General features: G+C 70.5%; 21 protein-coding genes and 1 tRNA gene. 12 read left to right on the top strand and 10 right to left on the bottom strand.

Annotated elements, in window-relative coordinates; all coding sequences use genetic code 11:
• The first annotated feature begins 12 nt into the window (after positions 1-12).
• The 4 genes from AC30CM_RS06500 (at position 13) to AC30CM_RS06515 (ending at position 2975) form a co-directional block, all read left to right on the top strand.
• Positions 13-789, top strand: a complete 777-nt coding sequence (locus tag AC30CM_RS06500; protein WP_490116019.1) for a dioxygenase family protein — start codon at positions 13-15, stop codon at positions 787-789.
• 10 nt (positions 790-799) lie between these two features.
• A complete protein-coding gene (locus tag AC30CM_RS06505) occupies positions 800-1525 on the top strand; it encodes a chemotaxis protein CheY (protein ID WP_490116020.1) in 726 nt (241 codons plus the stop codon).
• The gene (locus tag AC30CM_RS06510) at positions 1522-2346 is read left to right on the top strand and encodes a serine hydrolase domain-containing protein (RefSeq protein WP_490116021.1); all 825 of its coding nucleotides are present in this window, start codon (positions 1522-1524) and stop codon (positions 2344-2346) included. Before AC30CM_RS06505 ends, AC30CM_RS06510 begins: the two co-directional genes overlap by 4 nt.
• Positions 2347-2459: 113 nt before the next feature.
• The gene (locus tag AC30CM_RS06515) at positions 2460-2975 is read left to right on the top strand and encodes a DUF3145 domain-containing protein (RefSeq protein WP_490116022.1); all 516 of its coding nucleotides are present in this window, start codon (positions 2460-2462) and stop codon (positions 2973-2975) included.
• Between the two features lie 66 nt (positions 2976-3041).
• Here AC30CM_RS06515 and AC30CM_RS06520 read toward each other — a convergent pair whose 3' ends face one another.
• Together AC30CM_RS06520 and AC30CM_RS06525 are read right to left on the bottom strand one after the other, a co-directional pair.
• On the bottom strand, positions 3042-3959 hold the full coding sequence (locus AC30CM_RS06520; protein ID WP_490116023.1) for a diacylglycerol kinase: 918 nt from the start codon (positions 3957-3959) through the stop codon (positions 3042-3044).
• A complete protein-coding gene (locus AC30CM_RS06525) occupies positions 3960-5561 on the bottom strand; it encodes an FAD-binding oxidoreductase (RefSeq protein WP_490116110.1) in 1602 nt (533 codons plus the stop codon).
• Between the two features lie 20 nt (positions 5562-5581).
• Here AC30CM_RS06525 and AC30CM_RS06530 point away from each other — a divergent pair, with 20 nt between their 5' ends.
• On the top strand, positions 5582-6169 hold the full coding sequence (locus AC30CM_RS06530) for a TetR/AcrR family transcriptional regulator (RefSeq protein ID WP_490116024.1): 588 nt from the start codon (positions 5582-5584) through the stop codon (positions 6167-6169).
• Complete coding sequence (locus tag AC30CM_RS06535) at positions 6166-7701, top strand: glycerol-3-phosphate dehydrogenase/oxidase (protein ID WP_490116025.1); 1536 nt, start codon at positions 6166-6168, stop codon at positions 7699-7701. Before AC30CM_RS06530 ends, AC30CM_RS06535 begins: the two co-directional genes overlap by 4 nt.
• Before the next feature lie 69 nt (positions 7702-7770).
• On the opposite strand, the gene AC30CM_RS06540 is transcribed toward AC30CM_RS06535, so the two are convergent.
• The 7 genes from AC30CM_RS06540 to aceE all read right to left on the bottom strand — a co-directional run bounded on the left by AC30CM_RS06540 (position 7771) and on the right by aceE (position 17331).
• Positions 7771-9192: an acyl-CoA carboxylase subunit beta gene (locus AC30CM_RS06540; RefSeq protein WP_490116026.1), complete on the bottom strand. Its 1422-nt coding sequence runs from the start codon at positions 9190-9192 to the stop codon at positions 7771-7773.
• 56 nt (positions 9193-9248) lie between these two features.
• Positions 9249-10499, bottom strand: a complete 1251-nt coding sequence (gene kasB, locus AC30CM_RS06545; RefSeq protein ID WP_490116027.1) for a 3-oxoacyl-ACP synthase KasB — start codon at positions 10497-10499, stop codon at positions 9249-9251.
• 35 nt (positions 10500-10534) lie between these two features.
• Entirely contained in the window at positions 10535-11785 is a 1251-nt protein-coding gene (gene kasA / locus AC30CM_RS06550) for a 3-oxoacyl-ACP synthase KasA (RefSeq protein ID WP_490116028.1), read from the bottom strand.
• Complete coding sequence (gene acpM / locus AC30CM_RS06555; RefSeq protein ID WP_490116029.1) at positions 11782-12078, bottom strand: meromycolate extension acyl carrier protein AcpM; 297 nt, start codon at positions 12076-12078, stop codon at positions 11782-11784. Before acpM ends, kasA begins: the two co-directional genes overlap by 4 nt.
• 101 nt (positions 12079-12179) lie before the next feature.
• Positions 12180-13088 carry an ACP S-malonyltransferase gene (locus tag AC30CM_RS06560; RefSeq protein ID WP_490116030.1) on the bottom strand — a complete coding sequence of 303 codons (909 nt, stop codon included), beginning with the start codon at positions 13086-13088 and terminating at the stop codon, positions 12180-12182.
• A 151-nt stretch (positions 13089-13239) separates the two neighbouring features.
• Positions 13240-14442: a PucR family transcriptional regulator gene (locus AC30CM_RS06565; RefSeq protein ID WP_490116031.1), complete on the bottom strand. Its 1203-nt coding sequence runs from the start codon at positions 14440-14442 to the stop codon at positions 13240-13242.
• Positions 14443-14541: 99 nt separating this feature from the next.
• Positions 14542-17331 (bottom strand): pyruvate dehydrogenase (acetyl-transferring), homodimeric type, encoded by a 2790-nt coding sequence (gene aceE / locus AC30CM_RS06570; protein ID WP_490116032.1) that lies wholly within the window; start codon positions 17329-17331, stop codon positions 14542-14544.
• A gap of 148 nt (positions 17332-17479) precedes the next feature.
• On the opposite strand from aceE, the gene AC30CM_RS06575 reads away from it, so the two are divergent.
• The 6 genes from AC30CM_RS06575 to AC30CM_RS06600 all read left to right on the top strand — a co-directional run bounded on the left by AC30CM_RS06575 (position 17480) and on the right by AC30CM_RS06600 (position 22060).
• The gene (locus tag AC30CM_RS06575) at positions 17480-18064 is read left to right on the top strand and encodes a hypothetical protein (RefSeq protein ID WP_490116033.1); all 585 of its coding nucleotides are present in this window, start codon (positions 17480-17482) and stop codon (positions 18062-18064) included.
• A gap of 97 nt (positions 18065-18161) precedes the next feature.
• A complete protein-coding gene (locus tag AC30CM_RS06580; RefSeq protein WP_490116034.1) occupies positions 18162-18581 on the top strand; it encodes a DUF3052 domain-containing protein in 420 nt (139 codons plus the stop codon).
• On the top strand, positions 18581-19045 hold the full coding sequence (locus AC30CM_RS06585) for a peroxiredoxin (protein WP_490116035.1): 465 nt from the start codon (positions 18581-18583) through the stop codon (positions 19043-19045). The genes AC30CM_RS06580 and AC30CM_RS06585 overlap by 1 nt, the downstream gene beginning before the upstream one ends.
• Before the next feature lie 47 nt (positions 19046-19092).
• Positions 19093-19164: transfer RNA gene (locus AC30CM_RS06590), tRNA-Val, on the top strand.
• 88 nt (positions 19165-19252) lie between these two features.
• Positions 19253-19588 (top strand): hypothetical protein, encoded by a 336-nt coding sequence (locus tag AC30CM_RS06595; protein WP_490116036.1) that lies wholly within the window; start codon positions 19253-19255, stop codon positions 19586-19588.
• A gap of 267 nt (positions 19589-19855) precedes the next feature.
• On the top strand, positions 19856-22060 hold the full coding sequence (locus AC30CM_RS06600; RefSeq protein ID WP_490116111.1) for a S9 family peptidase: 2205 nt from the start codon (positions 19856-19858) through the stop codon (positions 22058-22060).
• Here AC30CM_RS06600 and AC30CM_RS06605 read toward each other — a convergent pair.
• Entirely contained in the window at positions 22011-22769 is a 759-nt protein-coding gene (locus tag AC30CM_RS06605) for a MerR family transcriptional regulator (protein ID WP_490116037.1), read from the bottom strand. The two genes, AC30CM_RS06600 and AC30CM_RS06605, sit on opposite strands and share 50 nt — an antisense overlap.
• Positions 22770-22826: the final 57 nt, after the last annotated feature.

Below are 22826 nucleotides of genomic sequence, written 5' to 3' on the forward strand. Positions count from 1 at the left end.
GTTGTGGGTGCCGTGACGGCAGCCCCGGTCCTCTTCCTCTCGCATGGCGCACCCCCCTTGGTCGGCGACGCGACGTGGGTGGCGCAGTTGAGCGCGTGGTCGACCGAGTTGGCACGTCCCTCGGCGATTCTCGTGGTGTCGGCTCATTGGGAGGCCGCACCGCTGGCCATCGGGTCGACGGATCCCCGCACCCCGCTCACCTACGACTTCACGGGTTTCCCGGAACGCTTCGGCCGCGTCACGTACGCGCCTCCGGGCGCCGTCGGCCTCGCCGCCGCCGTCGCGGCCCTGATGCCCGACGGGGAGCCGGTGGTGCACGACCGCCGGCGCCGGCTCGACCACGGTGCCTACGTGCCGCTGACGGTGATGTACCCGGAGGCCGACGTGCCCGTGCTGCAGATCTCGCTGCCCACCCTCGATCCGGAACGCCTGCTCGCGCTGGGGCGCCGCCTGCGCCCGCTGCGCGACCAGGGCGTGCTGATCATCGGGTCGGGCTTCACGACGCACGGGCTGCCGTTCCTCGACGACTGGTCGCCGGCGGCCACGCCGCCGGGGTGGTCGGTCGAGTTCGACGGCTGGGCCGCCGAGACGCTCGCCGCCGGTGACGTGGACGCGCTCGTCGACTTCCGGGCCAAGGCGCCCGGCATGCCGTACGCGCACCCCACCGTCGAGCACTTCGCGCCGCTGTTCGTCGCGCTCGGCGCGTCGAACGATGCGGGACAGAGCCCGCGGCAGGTGGTGGACGGCTTCTGGATGGGGCTGGCGAAACGGTCGGTGCAGCTGGTGTGATGGCATCAGCATGGACACCGTGATCGACGACCTCACCGAAGCCCGCACCGCATGGCGGCGCGGCGACTGGCGCGGCAGCCGCGCCGCCTACGTCCGGGTCGACGGGGTGGGCAGCATGGCGCTCGACGACCTCGACGCGTTCGCCGCCGCAACCTGGCGGAGCGGCGACGTCGGGGAAGCGGTCCGGCTGGCCGAACGCGTCTACGACCGGTTGGCCAGGACGGACCCGGCGGCCGCGGCGCGCAAGGCCGCCGACGTCGCGCTGGCGTGGCACGTGCGCGGCCATGACGTGGTGGCGCGGACGTGGATCGACCGTGCCCGCCTGCTGCAGACGCGCGACGGCGCCGTCGTCGGCTATCTCGCCTACCTGGACGCGGCCGCGGCGTTGGCCCGCAACACCTCCGCCGACCGTGCCGCGCTGGCCCGTTCGGCGGAGGTGTTGCGGGCCACCGCCGCAGACTCCACGCTGGCAGTGCTCCGTGACGTCGTGGTGGGATTGGCGGCCCTCGTCGAGGCGCGCGCCGCCGACGGTGTGCGGCTCCTCGACGCGGTGCTGCTGCCCGTCATCGACGAGCGCGTGCCGCTGGAATGGGCGGGCGACGTCTACCGCACCGTGCTCGGTCCCGGGGCGCGCTTCGCCGACGACGACCACCTCGCCTCGTGGCGGCGGTCGCTGCGCGCGTGGTGCGACGACCGCGCGCTGACGGTCGACGCGGTACTGCGCGCGCCGCGATGAGTGCACTCGAGGCGCTGACCGGTTGGCCGGTGCCGACGTCGGCGGCCGCGGTCGTGGGGCCCGACGGCGTGCTGGCCTCGCACGGGGACGTCGACCGCCGGTTCGCGCTGGCCTCGGTGACCAAGCCGCTCGTCGCGCGCGCCGTGCACGTCGCGATCGAAGAGGGCGCCGTCGACCTCGACACGCCGGCGGGGCCGCCCGGCTCGACGGTGCGCCACCTGCTCGCGCACACGTCCGGGCTGGCGATGCGTTCGGGGGACGTGATCGCGGCTCCGGGCACTCGACGCGTCTACTCCAACGAGGGCTTCGCGGTGTTGGCCCGCACCGTCGCCGACGAGTCGGGCATCGAATTCGACGAGTATCTGACCGAGGCGGTGTTCGGCCCGCTCGGCATGTCGGCGACGGTCTTGCGCGGCGGGGCCGACGCCGCGGGGTACGGCGTCGAGTCGACGGTGGTGGATCTGGCCCGCTTCGCGGGCGAGCTGTTGCGTCCCGCGCTGGTGTCGGCGGAGCTGCATGCCGAGGCGACGACGGTGCAATTCCCGGGTCTGGACGGCGTGTTGCCCGGGTTCGGTACGCAGCGGCCCAACGACTGGGGCCTGGGCTTCGAGATCCGGGACGGCAAGTCGCCGCACTGGACGGGGTCGGCCAACGCGCCGGCCACCTACGGCCACTTCGGGCAGTCCGGCACGTTCCTGTGGATCGATCCCGCCGTTGACCTGGGGTTGGTGGTGCTCACCGACCGCGACTTCGGGGAGTGGACGTACCCCCTGTGGCCTGCACTTTCTGATGAGGTCCTGAGAGAATTCGGAGCACACTAGCGCAACAGGCGTCACACGGGGCACAATAGACACGCTCGACACAGCGAAGTCTATTTCTTCGTTACACCAGGCCGTTGGGGAAGACGTTCCAGGTGAACTCGAAGGAGCAGATGATGCGTGCGTCGAACCAATTCGCCGACGCGACGACCGGCGTGGTGTACATCCACGCCTCGCCCGCGGCGGTGTGCCCGCATGTGGAGTGGGCGTTGTCGTCGACCCTGTCGGCGCGCGCGAATCTCAAGTGGACGCCGCAGTCCGCCATGCCGGGACAGCTGCGTGCCGTGACGAACTGGCGCGGGCCGGTGGGCACCGGCGCACAGCTGGCCAACGCCTTGCGGGCGTGGTCGGTGCTGCGCTTCGAGGTGACCGAGGACCCGAGCGAGGGCGTCGACGGCCACCGTTGGTGCCACACCCCGCAACTCGGTCTGTGGAACGGCGCGATGAGCGCCAACGGCGACGTGATCGTCGGTGAGATGCGACTGCGCGCCATGATGGCCTCGGGCGCCGACGCGCTGGCCGCCGAACTCGACACCGTGCTGGGCACCGCGTGGGACGAGGCGCTCGAGCCCTACCGCGGTCACGGCGGCGACACCGGCGAGATGACCTGGCTCAACCGCGGCGTCGGCTGACCCCGCGAGCAGACGCAAACGTGCCCCGAAACCCCGGGTTTCGGGGCACGTTTGCGTCTGCTCGCGCTAGGGGGCGGGGCAGATGATGCGCAGCGCGCCAGGTACCACCGACACCTCGACGGGCAGCGGGCACACCAGCTCACCGTCGGCATAGGCGTTGATGCGCGGCGAGACGCCCGGGCAGTCCACCGTCACGGTCCTGGCCCGTGCCGTGCGGACCTCGTCGAGATGGACGTGCGTGCCCTTGAACACGGTGGGGAACAACCGGATCAACCGCGTCCGCGAACCCGACGCCACCATCGTCACGTCCAGCAACCCGTCGGTGGGATCGGCGTCGGGACAGATGAGCATGCCGCCGCCATAGCTGCGGGTGTTGCCGAACGCCGCCAGCGTCAGCTCGGTGGTCTCCTCCGGACCGCCGTCGAACGACAATCGGAACGGCAACGGCCGCAACCGAGACAGCTCGGCGAGCATCGCCACGTTGTAACGCATCCGGCCGTGCGGCCAGCGCATCCGATTGGTGCGGTCGGTGACCAGCGAGTCGAAGCCGGCCGCCATCACCGTGCCGAACCAGCGGTCGGTGCCGTCGGCGCCGCGGATCCGGCCGAGGTCGACGCGCGCGACGCGGCCGTCGACCACCAGGTCCGCGGCGGCGGCGGGATCACCCGTCGGAATGCCGAACTCGCGGGCATGGTCGTTGCCGGTGCCCGCCGGGACGATGGCGAGCGGGACGTCGGACTGCGCCAGCACCTGCAGGGCCAGCGACACGATGCCGTCCCCGCCGACGACGACGAGCGCGTCCATCTCGCGCTCCAGCGCGCCCGCGACGAGCCGGCGCGCATGCTCGGCGTCACTGCCCGCGATGGCCACCACGTCGACGCCGCGGCGGTGCAGGCGCGCCACCGCCCGTTCCGCGGCGTGCCGCGCGCTGCCGTGGCCGGACGCGGGGTTGGTCAGCACGGTCACCCGGCCGGCGCGCAGCATCTACTTTCCTCTCGCCTGCGCATCGGGAATCAGCTTGCCCGGGTTCATGATTCCCGCCGGATCCAGGACACCCTTCACCGCCCGCAGCACTTCGACGCCCAGCTCGCCGATCTCGTCGCGCATCCACGGGCGGTGGTCGGCCCCAACGGCGTGGTGGTGGGTGATGGTGGCGCCCGCCGCGACCATCGCCGCCGTCGCCGCGGCCTTGGCGGTGCGCCACTGCTCGACCGGGTTGCCGCGCTGGGCCGCGACCACCGTGAAGTACAGCGAGGCACCCGTCGGATACACGTGGGAAATGTGGCACATCACCAGTGCGGGCGTGCCGCTTTCGGTCAGCGCCGTGGTGAGTGCCTCGGTCACCGCCGCCTTCAGCGCCGGCACCCGCGCCCAGGTGGTCGCGGTCTCCAACGTCTCGCACAGGGCTCCCGCCGCCAGCAGCGAGTCGCGCAGATACGGGGCGTTGAACCGACCGTGTTCCCAGGCGCGCGCGGGAGCCTCGCCCAGTGACGTGCCGCCCGCGGCGGCCAGCACCGCGTGGGTTTCGGCGTGTCGGCTCTCCGCGTGAGCGGTGGTGCCCTCGAACGCGGTGATGGCCAGGCATCCACCGGTGATGGACTGCTCGCCGATGCTCTCGGTGGTCGCCAGGTTGACGCCCGTCTCGACCTCGTCGGACAGCCGGATCACCGTGGGTCCGGTGCCGGTCTGCACCACGGCGCGCAAAGCGGCTGCGCCAGTGGCGAAGTCGGGGAACGACCAGGCTTCGTAGCGGGTGGTCTCCGGCACCGGGTGAACCCGGACGCGCACACGGGTGATGACCCCGAACGTGCCCTCGGAACCCACCATCAACTGGCGCAGGTCGGGTCCGGCCGCCGACGCCGGGGCCCGGCCCAGGTCCAGGGTGCCGGCCGGGGTGACGACGCGGATGCCGCGCACCATGTCGTCGAAACGCCCGTACCCCGCCGAATCCTGACCCGACGAACGCGTGGCCGCGAAGCCGCCGATGGTCGCGAACTGGAAGCTCTGTGGGTAGTGCCCCAACGAGAACCCGTGCTCGCCGAGCAGGCGTTCGGCGGCCGGGCCGGTGACGCCCGCACCCAGATCGGCCTCGCCCGACACCTCGTCGAGCGCGTGCAACCGGTCCAGCCTGTGCAGGTCCAGGGAGATGACGGCGGTGAAGTCGCCGCGCACGGGGTCCAATCCGCCGACGACGCTGGTGCCCCCACCGAACGGCACCACCGCGATGCTGCGCCGGGCGCAGAGTGCCAGCACCGCGGCCACCTGGTCCTCGTCCGCGGGGCAGACCACGGCGTCGGGCGCGTCCTGTACGCCGGTGTCCTTGCGGCGCAACAGGTCCAGGGTGGACTTGCCGCCCGCGCGCAGCAGCCGGTCCCGGTCGTCGACGATGCAGTGTTCGGCGCCCACGACGTCGCGCAACCCGGCGACGTCCTGCGGACCGAGGGCCGACGGGCGCAGGCGCACCTGATCGGCGGTCAACTCGTCGCCGGGGGCCGCGTCGATGCCGAGCGCCTGGCTCAGCAGCGAGCGGATGCCGTCGGACAGGGGAGTGGCGGCGGCCGGGTCGCCCCAGGCGTTCCATGACATCATGCGTTACAGTATTACAGATGATGTCAATCAGTAACGACGAGCTGCGGACGGGATCGGTGGACGATCGCATCCTCGACGCCGCCGGCAGCTGCGTGCTGGCCTTCGGCGTCGACCGGGTCACCGTGGCCGAGATCGCGCGTCGCAGCGGGGTGAGCCGCCCCACCGTCTACCGACGTCACCCCGACACCCGCTCGATCCTGGCGGCGCTGCTGACCCGCAGGATCACCGCCGCCCTCGACGCCGAGCCCAGCCGCGGCGTGGGTCGAGAACCGTTGGTGGAGCGCGTCGTCGCCGTCGCCGCGCTGCTTCGTGACGATCCGGTCATCATGGCCGTGCTGCACCAGGCCCCCGATCTCGCGATGGTCTACCTGTCCGAACGGCTGGGCACCAGCCAGCACATCCTGCTCGACACCGTGGCGGCCGAGATCGGCGCCGCCCAGTCCCACGGCAGCGTGCGCGCCGGCGACGCCCGCCGGCTGGCCGCCATGTGCCTGCTCGTCACGCAGTCGACCATCCTGTCGGCCGACTCGATCAAGCCCATCCTCGACACCGGGCCCCTGGCCGTCGAACTGGCCCACGCCCTGAACGGATACCTCGCCCCATGACCGCATCCAGTGCCCTGTCCAGTGCCCTTTCCGGTGCCCGCCGACGGGCCGACCTCGACGCCCTCGGCAGCGGGATACCCGTCGACGTCGTGGTCATCGGCGGGGGCATCACGGGGACGGGCATCGCGCTCGACGCCGCATCGCGCGGTCTGTCCGTGGTGCTCGTCGAGAAGCACGACCTGGCGTTCGGCACCAGCCGCTGGAGTTCCAAACTGGTCCACGGCGGTCTGCGCTACCTCGCCACCGGCAACGTCGGCATCGCCAGGCGCAGTGCCGTCGAACGCGGAATCCTGATGTCGCGCACCGCCCCTCACCTCGTCACGGCCATGCCGCAACTGGTGCCGCTGCTGCCGTCGATGAGCCGCGCGTCGCGGGCGCTGGTACGCGTCGGCTTCGCCGCGGGCGACGGGTTGCGGGCCATGGCGGGCACGTCGGCGACGGTCCTGCCGCGCTCGCGCCGCGTCGACGCCGCGCGGGCCGTCGACCTGGCGCCCACCGTGCGACGCGCGGGCCTCGACGGCGCACTGCTGGCCTACGACGGCCAACTCGTCGACGACGCCCGCCTGGTCACCGCCGTCGCGCGCACCGCCGCGCAATACGGTGCCCGGATCCTCACGCGGGTGGCGGCGTCGGAGGCCACCGGCACGTCGGTGCGCCTCACCGACCAACTCGGCGGCGAAACCCTCGACCTCACCGCGCGCGCGGTCGTCAACGCGGCCGGGGTGTGGGCCGGCGACGTCGACCCGTCGATTCGCGTACGGCCCAGCCGCGGAACGCACCTGGTGTTCGACGCCGCGACCTTCGGCAACCCGACGGCGGCGCTCACGGTGCCCATCCCCGGCGAGCTGAACCGCTTCGTGTTCGCGATGCCCGAACAGCTGGGGCGCGTGTACCTGGGCCTCACCGACGAGGACGCCCCCGGGCCCATCCCCGACGTCCCGCAGCCCACTGCCGCCGAGATCGACTTCCTGCTGGACACCGTCAACACCGCGCTGGACGTCGCGGTCACCCGGGCCGACGTGCGGGGCGCCTACGCCGGACTGCGCCCGCTGGTGGAGTCCGCGGGCCGCACGGCGGACCTGTCGCGCGAGCACGCGGTCAGCGAGTCGGACAACGGCGTGCTGAGCATCGTCGGCGGCAAGCTCACCGAGTATCGCCACATGGCGCAGGACGTCCTCGACCGCGCAGTAGCGTTGCGCGGACTGTCCGCGGGGCCGTGCCGCACGCGGTCGCTGCCCCTGGTGGGCGCGCCGGCCAATCCCGTGTCGACCGCGCGCCCCGAGGGGCCCCTGCCTGCCTCGCTGGTGGCCCGCTACGGGGCCGAGGCAGCGCACGTCGTCGCGCAGGCCGACTGCGAGCGGCCGCTGGACCCCGTCGCCGACGGAATCGACGTCACCCGAGCCGAATTCGCCTACGCCGTGAGCCACGAGCTGGCGCTGGAGGCCGAGGACGTCCTGGACCGCCGCACCCGCATCGGCCTGGTGCCCGCCGACCGTGAGCGTGCGGTGCCCGCCGCCGCGGAATTCGTCTGACCCAACGATTTCGGCGCGCTTTCGATCGCTGAGCGAACGAAAGCGCGCCGAAATCGCGCACAGGCGGGGTTACAGCGGGATGTTCTTGTGGCGGCCGCGGCGGGCAGGCGCCTCGGCCAGCGCCTGGGTGAGCACGCTGCGGGTGTGCGACGGATCGATCTTGGCGTCGACGACGCCGATCTCGATGGCGCTGTCCACGCCGCCCGCGATCTTCTCGTGCTCGAGGGCCAGCTGCTCGTGCAGTGCCTCGCGCTCGTGCTCGGGCGCAGCGGCCAGCTTGCGCTTGTGCAGGATGCCCACGGCGGCCTTGGCGCCCATGACGGCGACCTCGGCGTCGGGCCACGCGAACACCTTGGTGGCGCCGAGCGAGCGCGAATTCATCGCGATGTAGGCGCCGCCGTAGATCTTGCGGGTGACCAGCGTGACGCGGGGGACGGTGGCCTCGCCGAACGCGTGCAGCAGCTTCGCGCCGCGACGCACCACGCCGCCCCACTCCTGGTCGACGCCGGGCAGATAGCCGGGGACGTCGACGATCACGACGAGCGGGATGCCGAACGCGTCGCACAGGCGCACGAAACGTGCCGACTTCTCGGCACTTTCGGAGTTCAGGCAGCCACCGAGACGCAGCGGGTTGTTGGCGATGACGCCGACGCTGCGACCGGCCAGCCTGCCGAGACCGACCACGATCGACGGTGCCCACTTGGCCTGGAACTCGTCGAACGGGGTGCCCTCGTCGAGCAGCGCGCTCACCAGTGGGTGCACGTCGTAGGCCCGTCGCGGGGAGTCGGGCAGCAGCGCGTGCAGATCGGTGTCGCCTGCCTCGGCCTTGGTGCGGTCGAAGTGGCCCTGCTGGCAGAAGATCCCCACCAGGCGGCGGCCGCGCTCGTAGGCGTCCAGCTCGTCGTCGGCGACGATGTGGCAGACGCCGGACTTCTTGTGGTGGGTGTCGGGGCCGCCGAGCGAGGCCATGTCGACGTCCTCGCCGGTGACGCTGCGCACCACGTCGGGGCCCGTCACGAACACGCGGCCCTCGGGCGCCATGATGACGACGTCGGTGAGCGCGGGGCCGTAGGCGGCGCCGCCGGCCGCGAAGCCGACGACGATGGAGATCTGCGGGACGAAGCCGGAGGCGCGGATCATGGCCTCGAACACCTGACCCACGGCGTGCAGCGCGCGCACGCCCTCGGCGAGGCGGGCACCGCCGGAGTGCCAGATGCCGATGATCGGGCTCTGCTCCTCGATGGCGGTGTCGTAGGCGTCGACGATGTGCTTGCAGCCCTCGATGCCCATGGCGCCACCCATCACGGTGCCGTCGGTGCAGAAGGCGACGGTGCGCACGCCGTTGACGGTGCCGGCCGCGGCCAGGACCCCCGACTTGTCGCGCTCGTGCAGCAGCTCGACGCTGCCGTCGTCGAAGAACGTGGACAGCCGCAACAGGGGGTCGCGGGGATCCAACGACTCGTCGACTACTTCGGGGGCCATGGTCGTCATGAGATCTCCTCGTGTTCCTTGAGCGCTGCGGGGCGGGTTCGTCGGGTTGGGAACGGTCAGTACTTCCCGAACGCGAGCGCAACGTTGTGCCCGCCGAAACCGAACGAATTGTTGATGGCGTACTGGTAGTTGCCTGGCCGGGGCTCGCCGGCGACGACGTCGAGGTCGATCTCCGGGTCGAGGTTGCGCAGGTTCAGCGTCGGGGGGATGACGCCGTCGCGCAGGGCCATCACGGTCAGGATGGACTCGACGGCGCCGACGGCGCCCACCGAGTGTCCGAGTGCGGACTTGGGTGCGTACACGGCGGGCCGGGTGCTGCCGAGCGCGTTGTTGATGGCCTTGCCCTCGGCGACGTCGCCGACGGACGTGCCGGTGGCGTGGGCGTTGACGTGGTCGATGTCGCTGGGGCTCAGGCCGGCCAGCTGGATCGCCCGGGTCATCGCCGCGCCGGCCTGCTGGCCGGTGGGATCGGGCGCCACGATGTGGTAGCCGTCGGAGGTGACCGCCGCGCCCATCAGCCGCGCGATGATCGTCGCGCCGCGGGCCTTGGCGTGCTCCTCGGTCTCGATCACCATGAGCGCGCCGGCCTCGCCGAACACGAAGCCGTTGCGGTCCTTGTCGAAGGGGCGGCAGGCGCCTGCCGGGTCGTCGTTGGTGGTCGACAGCACGATGCGCATCTGGGCGAACCCGGCGATCGGCACCGCCTCGATCCTGGTCTCGACGCCGCCACAGATGGCGACGTCGGCCTCGCCGAGCGCCAGGGAGCGCCAGGCGGTGGCGATGCCCTCCGAGCCCGACGCGCAGGCCGAGACGGGGGTGACCACGCCGGCCTTGGCGCCGCGTTCCAAACCGACCGCCGCGGCAGGCGAGTTGGGCATGTACATCTGAACGGCCAACGGGGACACGGCCTTCGGGCCCTCGGCCCGCATGCCGTCGTAGGCGTAGAGCAGCTCTTCGCTGCTGCCCATGCCGGTGCCGACGGACACCATGAGGCGGCGTCCGTCGACATCGGGGGAGCCGGCGTGCTCCCAGGCCCGGCGGCCCAGCACGGTGGCCATCCTCTGCAGGTACGAGAGTCGGTGTGCCTCGTCGGGCAACTCCTTCTCGAAGTCCTCCAGGAGATGACCACCGATGCGGACCGGCAGGTCGTACTCCTCCACGAACGGGTCGTCGAGCGTCCGGATGCCACTCTCGCCGGCGAGCAACCGTTTCCAGGTGCCTTCGGCATCGGTGGCCAGGGCAGTCGACATCGCAAAACCGGTGACGACGACGTTGGGGAAGCCGTTCCCCGTGCTGGGCCCTGTCATCAGTGTCCGAACGTTCCTCTCGTTACGTGGATCGATCAGTAACGGCCGAAGGCCAGGGCGACATTGTGTCCACCGAAACCGAACGAGTTGTTGATGGCGTACTGGTAGTCGCCATACCGAGGCTCACCCGCAACGACATCGAGATCGATCTCGGGGTCGGGCGTCTCGTAGTTCAGCGTCGGGGGGATGACGCCGTCGCGCAGGGCGAGCACCGTGAGGATCGACTCGAGGGCACCCACGGCGCCGATCGAGTGACCCAGCGCGGACTTCGGCGCGTACACCGCGGCATGACCCACACCGGCCACGCGCAGGGCGTTGGCCTCTGCGGTGTCACCGATCGGGGTCGCCGTGGCATGCGCGTTGACGTGGCTGATGTCCTTCGGGTCGAGGCCGGCGGTCTCCATCGCGCGCTTCATGGCGGATCCGGCACGCTGGCCGTCGGCCGCGGGGGCCACCATGTGGAACGCGTCGGAGGTGATGCCCGCGCCCATGAGGCGGGCCAGCGGCTTGGCGCCACGGGCCAGGGCGTGTTCCTCGGTCTCGATGATCATCATCGCGCCCGCCTCGCCGAACACGAAGCCGTCACGGTCCTTGTCGAAGGGCCGCGACGCGCCCGTGGGATCGTCGTTGCGGGTCGACATCGCGCGCATCATCGAGAACGCCGCGATCGGCAGCGCCTCGATGCCGCCTTCGACGCCGCCGACGACGGCGAAGTCCGCGTCACCCATGACGATCTGGCGCCAACCGTGGGCGATGGCCTCCGACCCGGACGAGCACGCCGACACCGGGGTGATGACCCCGGCGCGGGCGCCCAGCTCCAGGCCGGCGACCGCCGCCGCACCGTTGGGCATGATCATCTGAACGGCGAGCGGGGACACCTTGCGGGGCCCGCCCTCGTTCATCGCGTCGTAGGTCTCGACGATCTTCTCGCCGCCACCCAGACCGGTGCCGATGATGACGGCGAAGCGGTCCGGATCGACCTCCGGCTTGCCCGCGGTCTCCCACAGCCGACCGGACAGCAACTTCGACATGCGCTGCACGTACGACATGCGGCGCATGTCGATGCGAGTCATGTATCCGTCGATGTCGTCGACCAGGTGGCCGCCGATGCGCACCGGAAGGTCCCACTTGGTGACGAAGTCATCCTCGAGGACGCGGATGCCGCTTTCGCCTGCCAGCAGACCCTTCCACGTGCTCTCGATGTTCGCCGCGAGGGACGTGGTGGCCTCTACGGCGGTCACCACGACACTCGGGAACCCGCCGTTAGCAGTGGAAGGCCGGCTCATTCTGCCGAGAACTTCTCGCGCAGCGCGGCAGCAGCCTCGGGGTTCTCTTCCTCGAGCTTCTGGATGTAGGCGACGACGTCACCGACGGTACGCAGGCCCGCGAGGTCCTCGTCGGGGATCTTCACGCCGTACTTGTCCTCGGTCTGCACGGCGATCTCGACCATCGACAGCGAGTCGATGTCCAGGTCGTCGACGAAGCTCTTCTCCGGGGTGACCTCGGAGGGCTCGATACCGGTGACCTCTTCGATGATCTCGGCGAGACCGGCGATGATTTCTTCCTGGCTGGCGGCCACTATGGGCTCCTTCTTCTCTCTGGTTCGGCGCCTCCACGGTGGAGGCGCCGGTGTGCTCGATGGGTGGTACGTCTCGGGTGGTGCGTCTGGTCGGGCGCGGGCTACAGCTCCGCGAGACCGTCCAGGTCTGCGGGGGTCTTGACGGCGTGCGTCGGGACTCCCCGAAGTTCTCTCTTGGCGATGCCGACGAGGGTGCCGGCAGGCGGGAACTCGACGAGCGCTGCGGGCTCGGCGGCCTTGAGGGTGGCGTTGCACAGGTCCCAGCGCACGGGCTGGGTCAGCTGTGCCACCAGCTTGGTCATGGCGTCGGCCGCCGAGGCGACGGGCTGACCGTCGGCGTTGGACAGCAGCGTCGCGGTGGGCTCGCTGGTCGCCACCGCCTGCGCGGCGGCGGCGTAGCCCTCGAGTGCCGATCCCATGTAGTGCGTGTGGAACGCGCCTGCGGTGGCGAGCTTGCGCACGCGGGCCTTCTCCGGCGGATCCTCGGCCAGCTTGTCCAGTGCCGAGACCGCGCCTGCGGCGACGATCTGACCCGCGGCGTTGCGGTTGGCGGGCACCAGGTCCAGGGCGTCCAAACGAGCGAGGACCTCGGCCTCGTCGCCGCCGAGGACGGCGGCCATGCCGGTGGGCTCCAGCGCGCAGGCCTTGGCCATCTCGGCGCCGCGGGTGGCGGCGAGCTTGACGGCGTCGTCGGCCGAGATGACGCCGGCGATGGCGTAGGCGGCGATCTCACCGACGGAGTGCCCGGCCACGATGGTGGGCGTGTCGGCCAGCAGGCCCCGCTTGGTGAGTTCCTCGTGCGCCAGCAGCGTGGCGGCGACGACGAGGGGCTGCGTGACCGCGGTGTCGGTGATCTCCTCGGCGGTCGCGGTGGTTCCCAGCGTCGCGAGGTCGAGGCCCGCGATCTGCGACCAGGTCGCCAGACGATCCGCCGCGCCGGGCAGTTCCAGCCACGGCGTCAGCATGCCGGGGGTCTGCGATCCCTGTCCCGGCGCAAGCAGAGCAAGCACGGCTTTTTGAGGCACGGATTAAGAAAACACTGTGAAGACGGTTTTGCGCCGTGTAAGAGATTATGAACCTCGTCTTATGTTTTTGTGGAGACTCCACAAAAGTGCATGTGATGGGACGACATCGAGACCCCGCCGCAACGTCCCTGGGGTCTCATTCCCGGCTCAGCCGGCCCACCGTGGTGGCCACGCGCAGCACGTAGGCGTCCCGCGGCTGCGTCGGATCGCGCCCCGTGAAGTCGGTGATCCGCTTCAGGCGATAGCGGACGGTGTTGGGGTGCACGAAGAGGCGGCGCGCGCACGCCTCGATGGCGCCCCCGGAGTCCAGGTACGCGTCGAGCGTCTCGGTGAGCGCCGGTCCGGCGTCGGCCAGCGGCCGCATGACCTCCGACGACAGCGCCGCGATGGCCGTCGGATCGCCCATCAGCGCGCGTTCGGGCAGCAGCTCGCGCGCGGCCACCGGACGCGGCGCACCGCTCCAGCCGACGACGGCGTTCATGCCGGCGACGGCCTCGGTGGCGCTGCGGTGCGCGGCGGCCAACGACGTCGCCGTGGGACCCACGACCACGGGTCCCTCGGCGAACACGTCGAGCAGCTCGCCCAGCACGCGGTCGGTCGCGGTGAGCTGACCCGAGACGATGGCGACCAGCCAGGTGCCGTGGACGTCGGCCAGAGCCGCGCGCGCGTGCCGCGCCACGATGGCGTGCACGTCGTGGGCCGCCAGGTCGGCGCGGCCGGGATGGGGCAGTCCGATGATGACGGTCGCCGGCGCCGTCGCGTCCCAGTTGAGTGCCGCCGCCTGGGACTGCAGCTGCGGCCCCACGTCGCCGCGCACCACGGCGTCGACCAGGTTGGCCTCCATGCGGGTGTCCCACGCGCCGCGCGCCTCGGCGGCGTCGGCGTACGCGGTGGCCGCGGCGAAGGCCAGGTCGCGGCTGTAGCGGAGGATGCCCGCGGTGAGCGCGGTGAGCTGCTCCTCGTTGCGGGCCAGCAGCGGCACCACCTGCTCGAAGTACTCCATGGTGACGCGCACCATCTCCACCGTCTGCCGCAGCGCGATGCGACGGGTCAGGTCCTGCGGCACCATCTCGAAGGCCTGCGCGGTGTAGCTGACGTCGCTGCGCGGGTCGCGCATCCACTCCACGAAGTTGACCACCGCGGTCTGCACCACCAGTTGCACGCTGGCGCGCTGCGATGCCTCGAGGTCGGCGAAGAACGGCAGCCGATCACCGAGGGCCTGCACGGCCTCGGTGGCCAGACGTCCCGAATACTGCTTCAACCTGCGCAGCGTCGACTCGGGAATGCCTTCGAGCACCTCGAGCGTCGACGCCGGGGGAACGAACCGGTTGTCGGTCACCCCTAAACGTTACGCCGCGCTCGTGGAAGAAACCTCCAAAGAACACCACCGAGGGACTGCGGGGAGCACCACGTACCCGGCTCCCCGCAGCCCGACGGGTCAGGCGCTGCCGGTGTCGGCGTAGGAGACCCCGGCCGCCAGCACGTCGTCGATCTGGTACTCCTTGGCGGCCGCCACCGCCACCGACGGGTCGATTTCGCCGTCGCGGGCCAGCGCGGCGAGCACCGCCACCACCACCGACTCGGCGTCGGTGTTGAAGTAGCGGCGCGCCGCGGGCCGGGTGTCGGAGAAGCCGAAGCCGTCGGCGCCGAGCGTCACGTAGGTGTTGGGCACGTACGCGCGGATCTGCTCGGGTACCGCGCGCATCCAGTCCGACACCGCGACGACGGGGCCCACCGTGTCGGCGAGGGCCTTGGTCACGTACGCCTCGCCGGCCGGCTTGTCCGGGTGGCGCAGCGCCTCGCGGTCCACGGCGACACCATCGCGGTTCAACTCGCCCCAGCTGGTCACCGACCAGACGTCGGCGGCCACGTCCCACTTCTCGGCCAACATGTCGGCCGCGCGCAGCGCCTCCGGCATGGCGACGCCGGACGTCAGGATCTGCGCCGTGCTGGAGCGCTTCTCCGTGGCCCGCCGGTAGCGGTACATGCCGCGCAGCAGACCCTCCGGGTCGAAGTTCTCCGGCTCGGCGGGCTGCGGGTAGGGCTCGTTGTAGATCGTCACGTAGTAGAAGACGTTCTCGGGCTCCGGGCCGAACATGCGGCGCAGCCCGTCCTCGACGATGTAGGCGATCTCGTAGGCGAACGCCGGGTCGTAGGTCACCGCGGCCGGGTTGGTCGACGCCAGCAGCAGCGAGTGCCCGTCGGCGTGCTGCAGCCCCTCGCCGGTCAGCGTGGTGCGCCCGGCCGTGGCGCCCAGCACGAAGCCCTTCGCCATCTGGTCGGCGGCGGCCCACAGGCCGTCACCGGTGCGCTGGAAGCCGAACATCGAGTAGAAGATGTAGACCGGGATCATCGGCTCGTCGTGGGTGGCGTACGACGTGCCGACGGCGGTGAACGACGACGTCGAACCCGCCTCGTTGATGCCCTCGTGCAGGATCTGGCCGATCTCGGATTCCTTGTACGCCAACATGAGTTGCGCGTCCACCGACGTGTACAGCTGGCCGTTGCGGTTGTAGATCTTCAGGCTCGGGAACCACGAGTCCATGCCGAACGTGCGCGCCTCGTCGGGGATGATCGGCACGATGCGCTTGCCGATCTCCTTGTCGCGCAACAGTTCCTTGAAGGTACGCACGGTGGCCATGGTGGTGGCCACGGCCTGGTTGCCCGAGCCCTTCTTCAGCGCGTCGTAGGTGTCGCGCTTGGGCAGGGGCAGCACCTTGGGCTTGGTGCGGCGTTCCGGGAGGAAGCCGCCGAGGGTCCGCCTGCGATCCAGCATGTAGCGGATCTCGGGGGAGTTGGGGCCCGGGTGGTAGTACGGCGGCAGGTAGGGGTTCTCCTCGAGATCGGCGTCGGACACCGGTACCCGGGTCGCGTCGCGGAAGCTCTTGAGGTCCTCCAACGCCAGCTTCTTCATCTGGTGGGTGGCGTTGCGGCCCTCGAAGTGCGTGCCCAGGGTGTAGCCCTTGATGGTCTTGGCCAGGATGACCGTGGGCTGACCCTTGTGCTCCACGGCGGCGCGGTAGGCGGCGTACACCTTGCGGTAGTCGTGGCCGCCGCGCTTGAGGTTCCAGATCTCCTGATCCGACATCGGCTCGACGAGCGCCTTGGTGCGCGGGTCGCGACCGAAGAAGTGGTCGCGGACGTAGGCGCCGTCGTTGGCCTTGTAGGTCTGGTAGTCACCGTCGGGCGTCGTGTTCATCAGGTTCACCAGCGCGCCGTCCTTGTCGGCGTGCAGCAGCGCGTCCCACTCGCGGCCCCAGACCACCTTGATGACGTTCCAGCCGGCGCCGCGGAAGAACGACTCCAGCTCCTGGATGATCTTGCCGTTGCCGCGCACCGGGCCGTCGAGGCGCTGCAGGTTGCAGTTGATGACGAACGTCAGATTGTCGAGGGCCTCGTTGGCCGCCACCTGGATCAGGCCGCGGCTCTCCGGCTCGTCCATCTCGCCGTCGCCGAGGAACGCCCAGACGTGCTGGTCGGAGGTGTCCTTGAGGCCGCGGTCGTGCAGGTAGTGGTTGAACCGGGCCTGGTAGATGGCGTTCATGGGGCCCAGCCCCATGGACACCGTGGGGAACTCCCAGAAGTTCGGCATGAGCCGCGGGTGCGGGTAGGAGGGCAGGCCGCCGCCGGGATGGCTGTGTTCCTGCCGGAAGCCGTCGAGCTGGTCGGCGGTGAGCCGGCCCTCGAGGAACGCGCGGGCGTAGATGCCGGGGGAGGCGTGCCCCTGGATGAACACCTGGTCGCCGCCGCCGGGGTGGCTCTTGCCGCGGAAGAAGTGGTTGAAGCCCACCTCGTAGAGCGCGGCCGACGAGGCGTAGGTCGAGATGTGGCCGCCCACACCGACTCCCGGCCGCTGCGCACGGTGCACCATGATCGCGGCGTTCCAGCGGATCCAGGCGCGGTAGCGGCGCTCCACGTCCTCGTCGCCGGGGAACCAGGGCTCCAGCTCGGTGGGGATCGTGTTGACGTAGTCGGTCGACGTCAGCGCGGGGATCGCGACGCGCTGTTCGCCGGCGCGTTCGAGCAGGCGCAGCAGGAGGTACCGCGCCCTTGCGGGGCCGGATCGCTCGACCATGTCGTCGAACGACTCCAGCCATTCGGCCGTCTCGTCGGAGTCGATGTCCGGCAGATAGGACGCCACACCCTCACGGATCACTCGCACGCGGTCGCGGTCATTGGAACTACTTGAGTTTTGGGCCAGGTCTTGGCGCGCGAACTCGGTGGTCAACCCACTACTCCTCGGTAGGCGGAAACGGGTGCTCGTGACACCCGTGAACTGCATCTCCATCCTGCCCCCTCAGCCCCGCCGCGCACCACCTGGGTGGGTCGTGCAATGCCCGCCCGACCGGTCGTTCGACCCGGTAGCGTCGGTGTCCGTGACGAGTCGGGTAAGGCAGCCGGACCTGCGGCGCAGCGCCTCCAGGACCGTGCGCGCGACGGGGTGTGTCGCGGCCCTGGCGATGGTCGTCGTCGGGTGTCAGAGCATCACCCGCGGCTCCGCGACGGCCGACCGCGCCGACGTGCCGGCGTACCGGGCATCGGTGTCGTCGTCGGTGGAGGCGTCCGCGTCGCGCTCGGCCGCCAAGGAGGCGGAGCGGCAGGCCCGCCTGGCCAAGGAGGCCGTGCACCGGACGTGTGACCTGTTGAGTTCCAGCAGCGTCGACGCCGTGGCGGCGGTGAACGCGTACGTGTCGGCCTACAACGACAACGCCTCGGACCTGGTGGCCAAGGCCGGGCCTGCCATCGTCGCGCTGAACGGGTCGGCGGCCCAGGTCGAGGGCTCGCTGTCGGATCTGCTGGCGCCGGAGCTGACCGCTGCGCTGCGGGCGTGGGTAGACGCGTCGCGCGCCCTGGCGGGCGCCATCGCGGCCGATGTGGGGATGACCGAATTCAACGCCGCCGTCGAGGGTCTGAACACCGCGCAGCAGACCGCGTTGGACCGCTGCGACGCCGCGTACTGACCGACTTCGCGCGCCAGCCCACGTCGATGCGGGTCGGCGTGCGACTATAGGGCCGACGGAACGGGTCGGCGAACCCGCAGGCTGAAGGAGGACGACGGTGGTTGCGGCGGATTCGCCGAGCTACGCCCGAAGGTTGGGCATCGAGAAGAGTCAGGTCATCCAGGAGCTTGGCTGGGACGAGGACACCGACGACGACATTCGCGTCGACATCGAGGAGGCCAGCGGGGGTGAACTCCTCGACGAGGACTCCGACGAGGTCGTCGACGTCGTGCTGCTCTGGTGGCGCGACGACGACGGCGACCTGGTGGACCGCCTGATGGATGCGATCACCCCGCTGGCCGACGACGGCGTCATCTGGGTGGTCACGCCCAAGACGGGCAAGCCCGGACACGTCCAGCCCGCGGAGATCGCGGAGTCGGCGCCGACCGCGGGGCTGGTGGTGACGTCGTCGGCGAACCTGGGGGACTGGATCGCGAGCCGCCTCGTGCAACCGAAGTCGAAGGGCAAGACTCGCTAGTGCTGGAACCTGGCGCTCCGGCGCCGGACTTCACACTCGACGATCAGGCCGGGCAACCGGTGACCCTGCGGACGCTGCGGGGCGCCAAGAGCGCGCTGTTGGTGTTCTTCCCGCTGGCGTTCACCCCGGTGTGCCGCGGCGAACTGGCCGAGATCCAGCAGAATCTGGCGGCCTATCAGAACGACGCCGTGCAGGTGCTGACGATCTCGGTGGGGCCGCCGCCGACGCATCGCGTGTGGGCCACCGAGAACGGGTTCGCGTTCCCGGTGCTGTCCGACTTCTGGCCGCACGGCGCGGTGGCCGACGCGTACGGGGTGCTGGACCGCGACCGCGGCTATCCGATGCGCGGTACGTTCGTCGTCGACCCGGCAGGGGTGGTCGCGTTCGCGGAGTGCAAGCAGCCGGGCGAACTGCGAGATCAGGCGGTGTGGGCCGCGGCGCTGGAGGCCGTCGCGCGGGTGTGACGGGATTTCCGCTCGGAGGCCGAGGCCGTGTAGCCTCCCCCGAGCACGGGCGTGTAGCTCAGTGGTAGAGCTCTGGTTTTACACACCAGCGGTCGGGGGTTCGAAACCCTCCGCGCCCACCGCGTGAACGGTGCCGAGCTGGGCGCCGCCATTCCTCGGGCGCCTCCAGCACGGCAGCCTTGGCCCGGGGTGCCGAATCTCGCGGCCGTGCCCACGGCGCTGCTCGACTACCTGCCCCCGTTGCGGTGGGAACTGGCCGGCCTTCTCGGTCGGGATGGGGTTGACCTGCTGCTCGCCGGCCTCAACACGCTGAACGCGGCACTGCCGGAGGAGCCGACGACCGCGATTGCCGAGACCGCGATCCGTTCGATGCCGGCCGTGGAGGACTGGAACGGGCGGCTGGCGTGCGTCGGCACGCGGCCGAGCCGTCGCGCGCGTGCGCCCACGAGGTCGCCGACTAGACACCCGTCGAAAAACCGTCGTTCGCAGACGGTTTCGGCGAACGGTTCATCGTGCGTTCGGGCGCCGCCGCCCCCACGCTGAGCGGATTCCCGGTGGTCTGCAACACGATCAGCGGCAAAGCGACGGCAAGGGAGCCGTTTCCCAGGACGCTCGAGAAATGCGAACCCAGCTAGGTGACGGCGACGAGTGACATGGAATCAGCACGGACCGTGCCGTCGCGGTCGGGTCAACCGCGTCCTTGACTGTGCCGTTACGTCCTGCTGTTCCATCGTGGCCGTGAATCCCGACACCGCGACGGCCCTCGACGAGACGACCGTGACCGCCGCCGACTACGCCCGCGCCGAACAGATGCTGGCCCCGTACCGGGCCCGCCGCGTGCCCGGGGCGGCGCTGCAGCCGCAGTGGCTTCCGGACGGTCACCGCTTCTGGTACCGGGTCGGGTCGCGCTTCGTCGTGGTGGATCCCCGAAATGGCACCCGAGACGACGCGTTCGACCACGACCGGTTGGCCGCCGCGTTGTCCGTGGCTTCCGGTCATGCGGTCAGTGTTGACGATCTACCGATCAGCGCCGTCGAGTTCGGCGACGACGGCACGGTCGGCTTCTCCGCGTTCGGGTCATCCTGGGTGTGGTCGGCGGGGCCGGGCACCTGCGAACGGGTCGACCGCGGTGACCGCGTGCTGCCCTGGGAGCTGGAGTCGCCCGACAAGTCGTGGGTGGCGTTTCGCCGCGACGGCAACATCTGGGTCCGATCCCGGGACGCTCAGCGGGAATTCGCGCTCACCGACGACGCCGAACCGCACGTCGAATACGGCGGGATGGCCGACGCGACCGGCGGGCGAGCGCTGATGCGGGTGCTGGGGTTGCCGCCCCTGTTCGCCGTGCAGTGGTCACCGGATTCGACCCGGATACTGGCCCAGCGCATCGACCAGCGTGCGCTGCCCGAGCTGGTGCTGGTCGAATCGTCGCCCCCCGACGGCGGCAGGCCAGTGGAGCACCGTACCCGGTACTCCATGCCGGGCGAGGAGGCGCAGGCGATGATGACCTGGAACGTCCTGCACGTAGCGGACCGCACCGTGGTCCGGCAGGCCGAACCCACCGTCATCATGCACGGCACCGCCGTCATGTACGCCTGGTGGACCGGCGCATCGGGGGACGCGGTGCACTTTCTGCACCATTCCCGCGACGCCCGCAGGCTGGAGCTGCGCCGCCTGGACCCGGACACCGGAACCGTCGCCACCCTGATCAGCGAATCCGGTGAGACGCGGGTGGACCCGACGCCGCAGCTGGGAGAACCGACGATGACCCGGGTGCTGGACTCCGGTGAGATCGTGTGGTGGTCCCAACGCGATGGCTGGGGCCACCTCTATCTCCATTCGCCCGACGGACGACAGGTCCGGCAGATCACCACCGGGCAGTGGCCCGTGCGGAAGGTGCTCTGGGTCGACGAACAACGCCGGCAGGTGTGGTTCGTCGCTGCCGGACTCGTCGCCGACGATCCCTACATCCGCCAGATCTGCCGAATCGGGCTCGACGGGCAGGGATTCGTGCGGCTCACCGAGGACGACACCCTCGACCACGACGCGGTCAGTCCCGACGGCGGCGACTACTTCGTCCAACGGGCATCCTCACCCAGCCGCCCTCCGCACACGGTGGTACGCGACGGGGACGGCCAACTCCTGGTCGAACTCGAGGCGCCGACCGCCGCAGCGCTGCAGGAGCAGGGCTGGACCGCGCCGGAGCGGTTCTGCACCACCGCCGCCGATGGTAGAACCCGCATCTACGGATTGCTCTGGCGTCCACATGGTTTCGATCCACGGCGCCGCTACCCGGTCATCGAGCACATCTATCCGGGTCCGCAGATCTGGAACGCGGGGGCCGCATTCGACTCGCCGCACGTCGGCCAGCCCGAGGCGCTGGCAGCGTTGGGTTTCGCCGTAGTGGTCATCGACGGACGCGGAACTGCCGGCCGGAGCAAAGCGTTTCACGACCACTCCTACCGCGACATGGGCAACGCAGGCGCCCTCGACGACCGCGTCGCCGCGATTCGCGAACTGGGCCGGCGCCACAGCTGGTTGGACACCGAGCGCGTCGGGATCACCGGTCTGTCGGCCGGTGCCTTCGCCGCCGCCAGGGCATTGCTCACCTACCCGGACTTCTACCGGGTTGCGGTCGCGGTCTCCGGCAACCACGACAACACCGTCAACCTCGCCATGTGGGCCGAGCACTACCACGGCGACCTCAGCGACAGCGGCAGGAAGGCGATCTCGAACACCCACCTGGCCGCCGAACTGCGGGGCAAGCTCCTGTTGATCCACGGCGAACTCGACGACAACGCCCACCCCTACCAGACGATGCGCCTGGCGCATGCACTCATCAAGGCGGACAAGGACTTCGACCTGGTCCTCATTCCGGGTGGCGAGCACGCGCTGGTCGGCTACCAGCACTACGCCTACCGCCGCACCTGGGACTACTTCGTGGCCCACCTCCACGGGACCGAACCACCTAGCTACCGCCTGGCTCCGTTGCCACTCCCGCAGTGGTCGCTCGAATGATGGCGCGGCTGCGACGCAGCACGTCGAGCTGCGCTTCGTTGTAGAGCTCCTCCATGGCGTCGTCGATGGCCCTGTCGGCGAACTGCGCCCCGCCGGGGGCGTCGGCGCGCGACTCCACGAGCCCAGGATGTGCCGCAAGCACCAACCGCAGGTAGGGCACCAGGCGTTCGGCGAGGTCCTCGCGGGTGCGCTCGTCGGCGTCAGAGGCCAGATCGTCGAACTCATGAGCCACAGGCTCGTCCGGGGCGTTCTCGAGCAGCCGGGCGTAGACCTGCCGGCCATTGGGGCCCAGGACACGCGACAACAGCACGACGAGGGAGCGGTCGGCCTCGGACAGTCTGGCGACCGCCTGCGGAGACACGAACTCCGTCGGTAGGTCGGTCGGCGCCTTCTGATCCAGGATCCGACGCACTTCGCTGCGCGCCCGCTGCAGTCGTTCGATGGTCGCTGACAGCTCCTCGTCAAGGGCGCGCAGTTCGGCTGCCGGGTGGTCGTCGGCATCGCCCATCGCGGCGATCTGGGGAAGTGAGAAGCCCAGGTCGACAAGACGTTTGATGCGCACGAGGCGCACCAGATGTGCCACCCCGTATTGCTTGTAACCGTTGCTCCGGCGTTCGGGCTCGGCGAGCAGGCCGACGTCGTGATAGTGCCGCACCGCCCGCAGGCTGGTACCGGCCAATTCGGCGATCTCACGGGTGCTCCAGGCCATGGTCGACATTCTGGCCGACGGCGACACGCGACCGTGCCGTTGCGGCCGGACATCGCC

The sequence above is a fragment of the Mycobacterium sp. DHQP2018-32-09 genome (assembly GCF_058148405.1).

Bases quoted from the DNA above. Each gene is read 5' to 3' on its own strand.
- AC30CM_RS06505 (WP_490116020.1), top strand. From the start codon at position 800: ATGGACACCGTGATCGACGACCTCACCGAAGCCCGCACCGCATGGCGG.
- AC30CM_RS06510 (WP_490116021.1), top strand. From the start codon at position 1,522: ATGAGTGCACTCGAGGCGCTGACCGGTTGGCCGGTGCCGACGTCGGCG.
- AC30CM_RS06515 (WP_490116022.1), top strand. From the start codon at position 2,460: ATGCGTGCGTCGAACCAATTCGCCGACGCGACGACCGGCGTGGTGTAC.
- AC30CM_RS06520 (WP_490116023.1), bottom strand. From the start codon at position 3,959: ATGCTGCGCGCCGGCCGGGTGACCGTGCTGACCAACCCCGCGTCCGGC.
- AC30CM_RS06525 (WP_490116110.1), bottom strand. From the start codon at position 5,561: ATGTCATGGAACGCCTGGGGCGACCCGGCCGCCGCCACTCCCCTGTCC.
- AC30CM_RS06530 (WP_490116024.1), top strand. From the start codon at position 5,582: ATGATGTCAATCAGTAACGACGAGCTGCGGACGGGATCGGTGGACGAT.
- AC30CM_RS06535 (WP_490116025.1), top strand. From the start codon at position 6,166: ATGACCGCATCCAGTGCCCTGTCCAGTGCCCTTTCCGGTGCCCGCCGA.
- AC30CM_RS06540 (WP_490116026.1), bottom strand. From the start codon at position 9,192: ATGACGACCATGGCCCCCGAAGTAGTCGACGAGTCGTTGGATCCCCGC.
- kasB (WP_490116027.1), bottom strand. From the start codon at position 10,499: ATGACAGGGCCCAGCACGGGGAACGGCTTCCCCAACGTCGTCGTCACC.
- kasA (WP_490116028.1), bottom strand. From the start codon at position 11,785: ATGAGCCGGCCTTCCACTGCTAACGGCGGGTTCCCGAGTGTCGTGGTG.
- AC30CM_RS06600 (WP_490116111.1), top strand. From the start codon at position 19,856: ATGCTGGCCCCGTACCGGGCCCGCCGCGTGCCCGGGGCGGCGCTGCAG.
- AC30CM_RS06605 (WP_490116037.1), bottom strand. From the start codon at position 22,769: ATGGCCTGGAGCACCCGTGAGATCGCCGAATTGGCCGGTACCAGCCTG.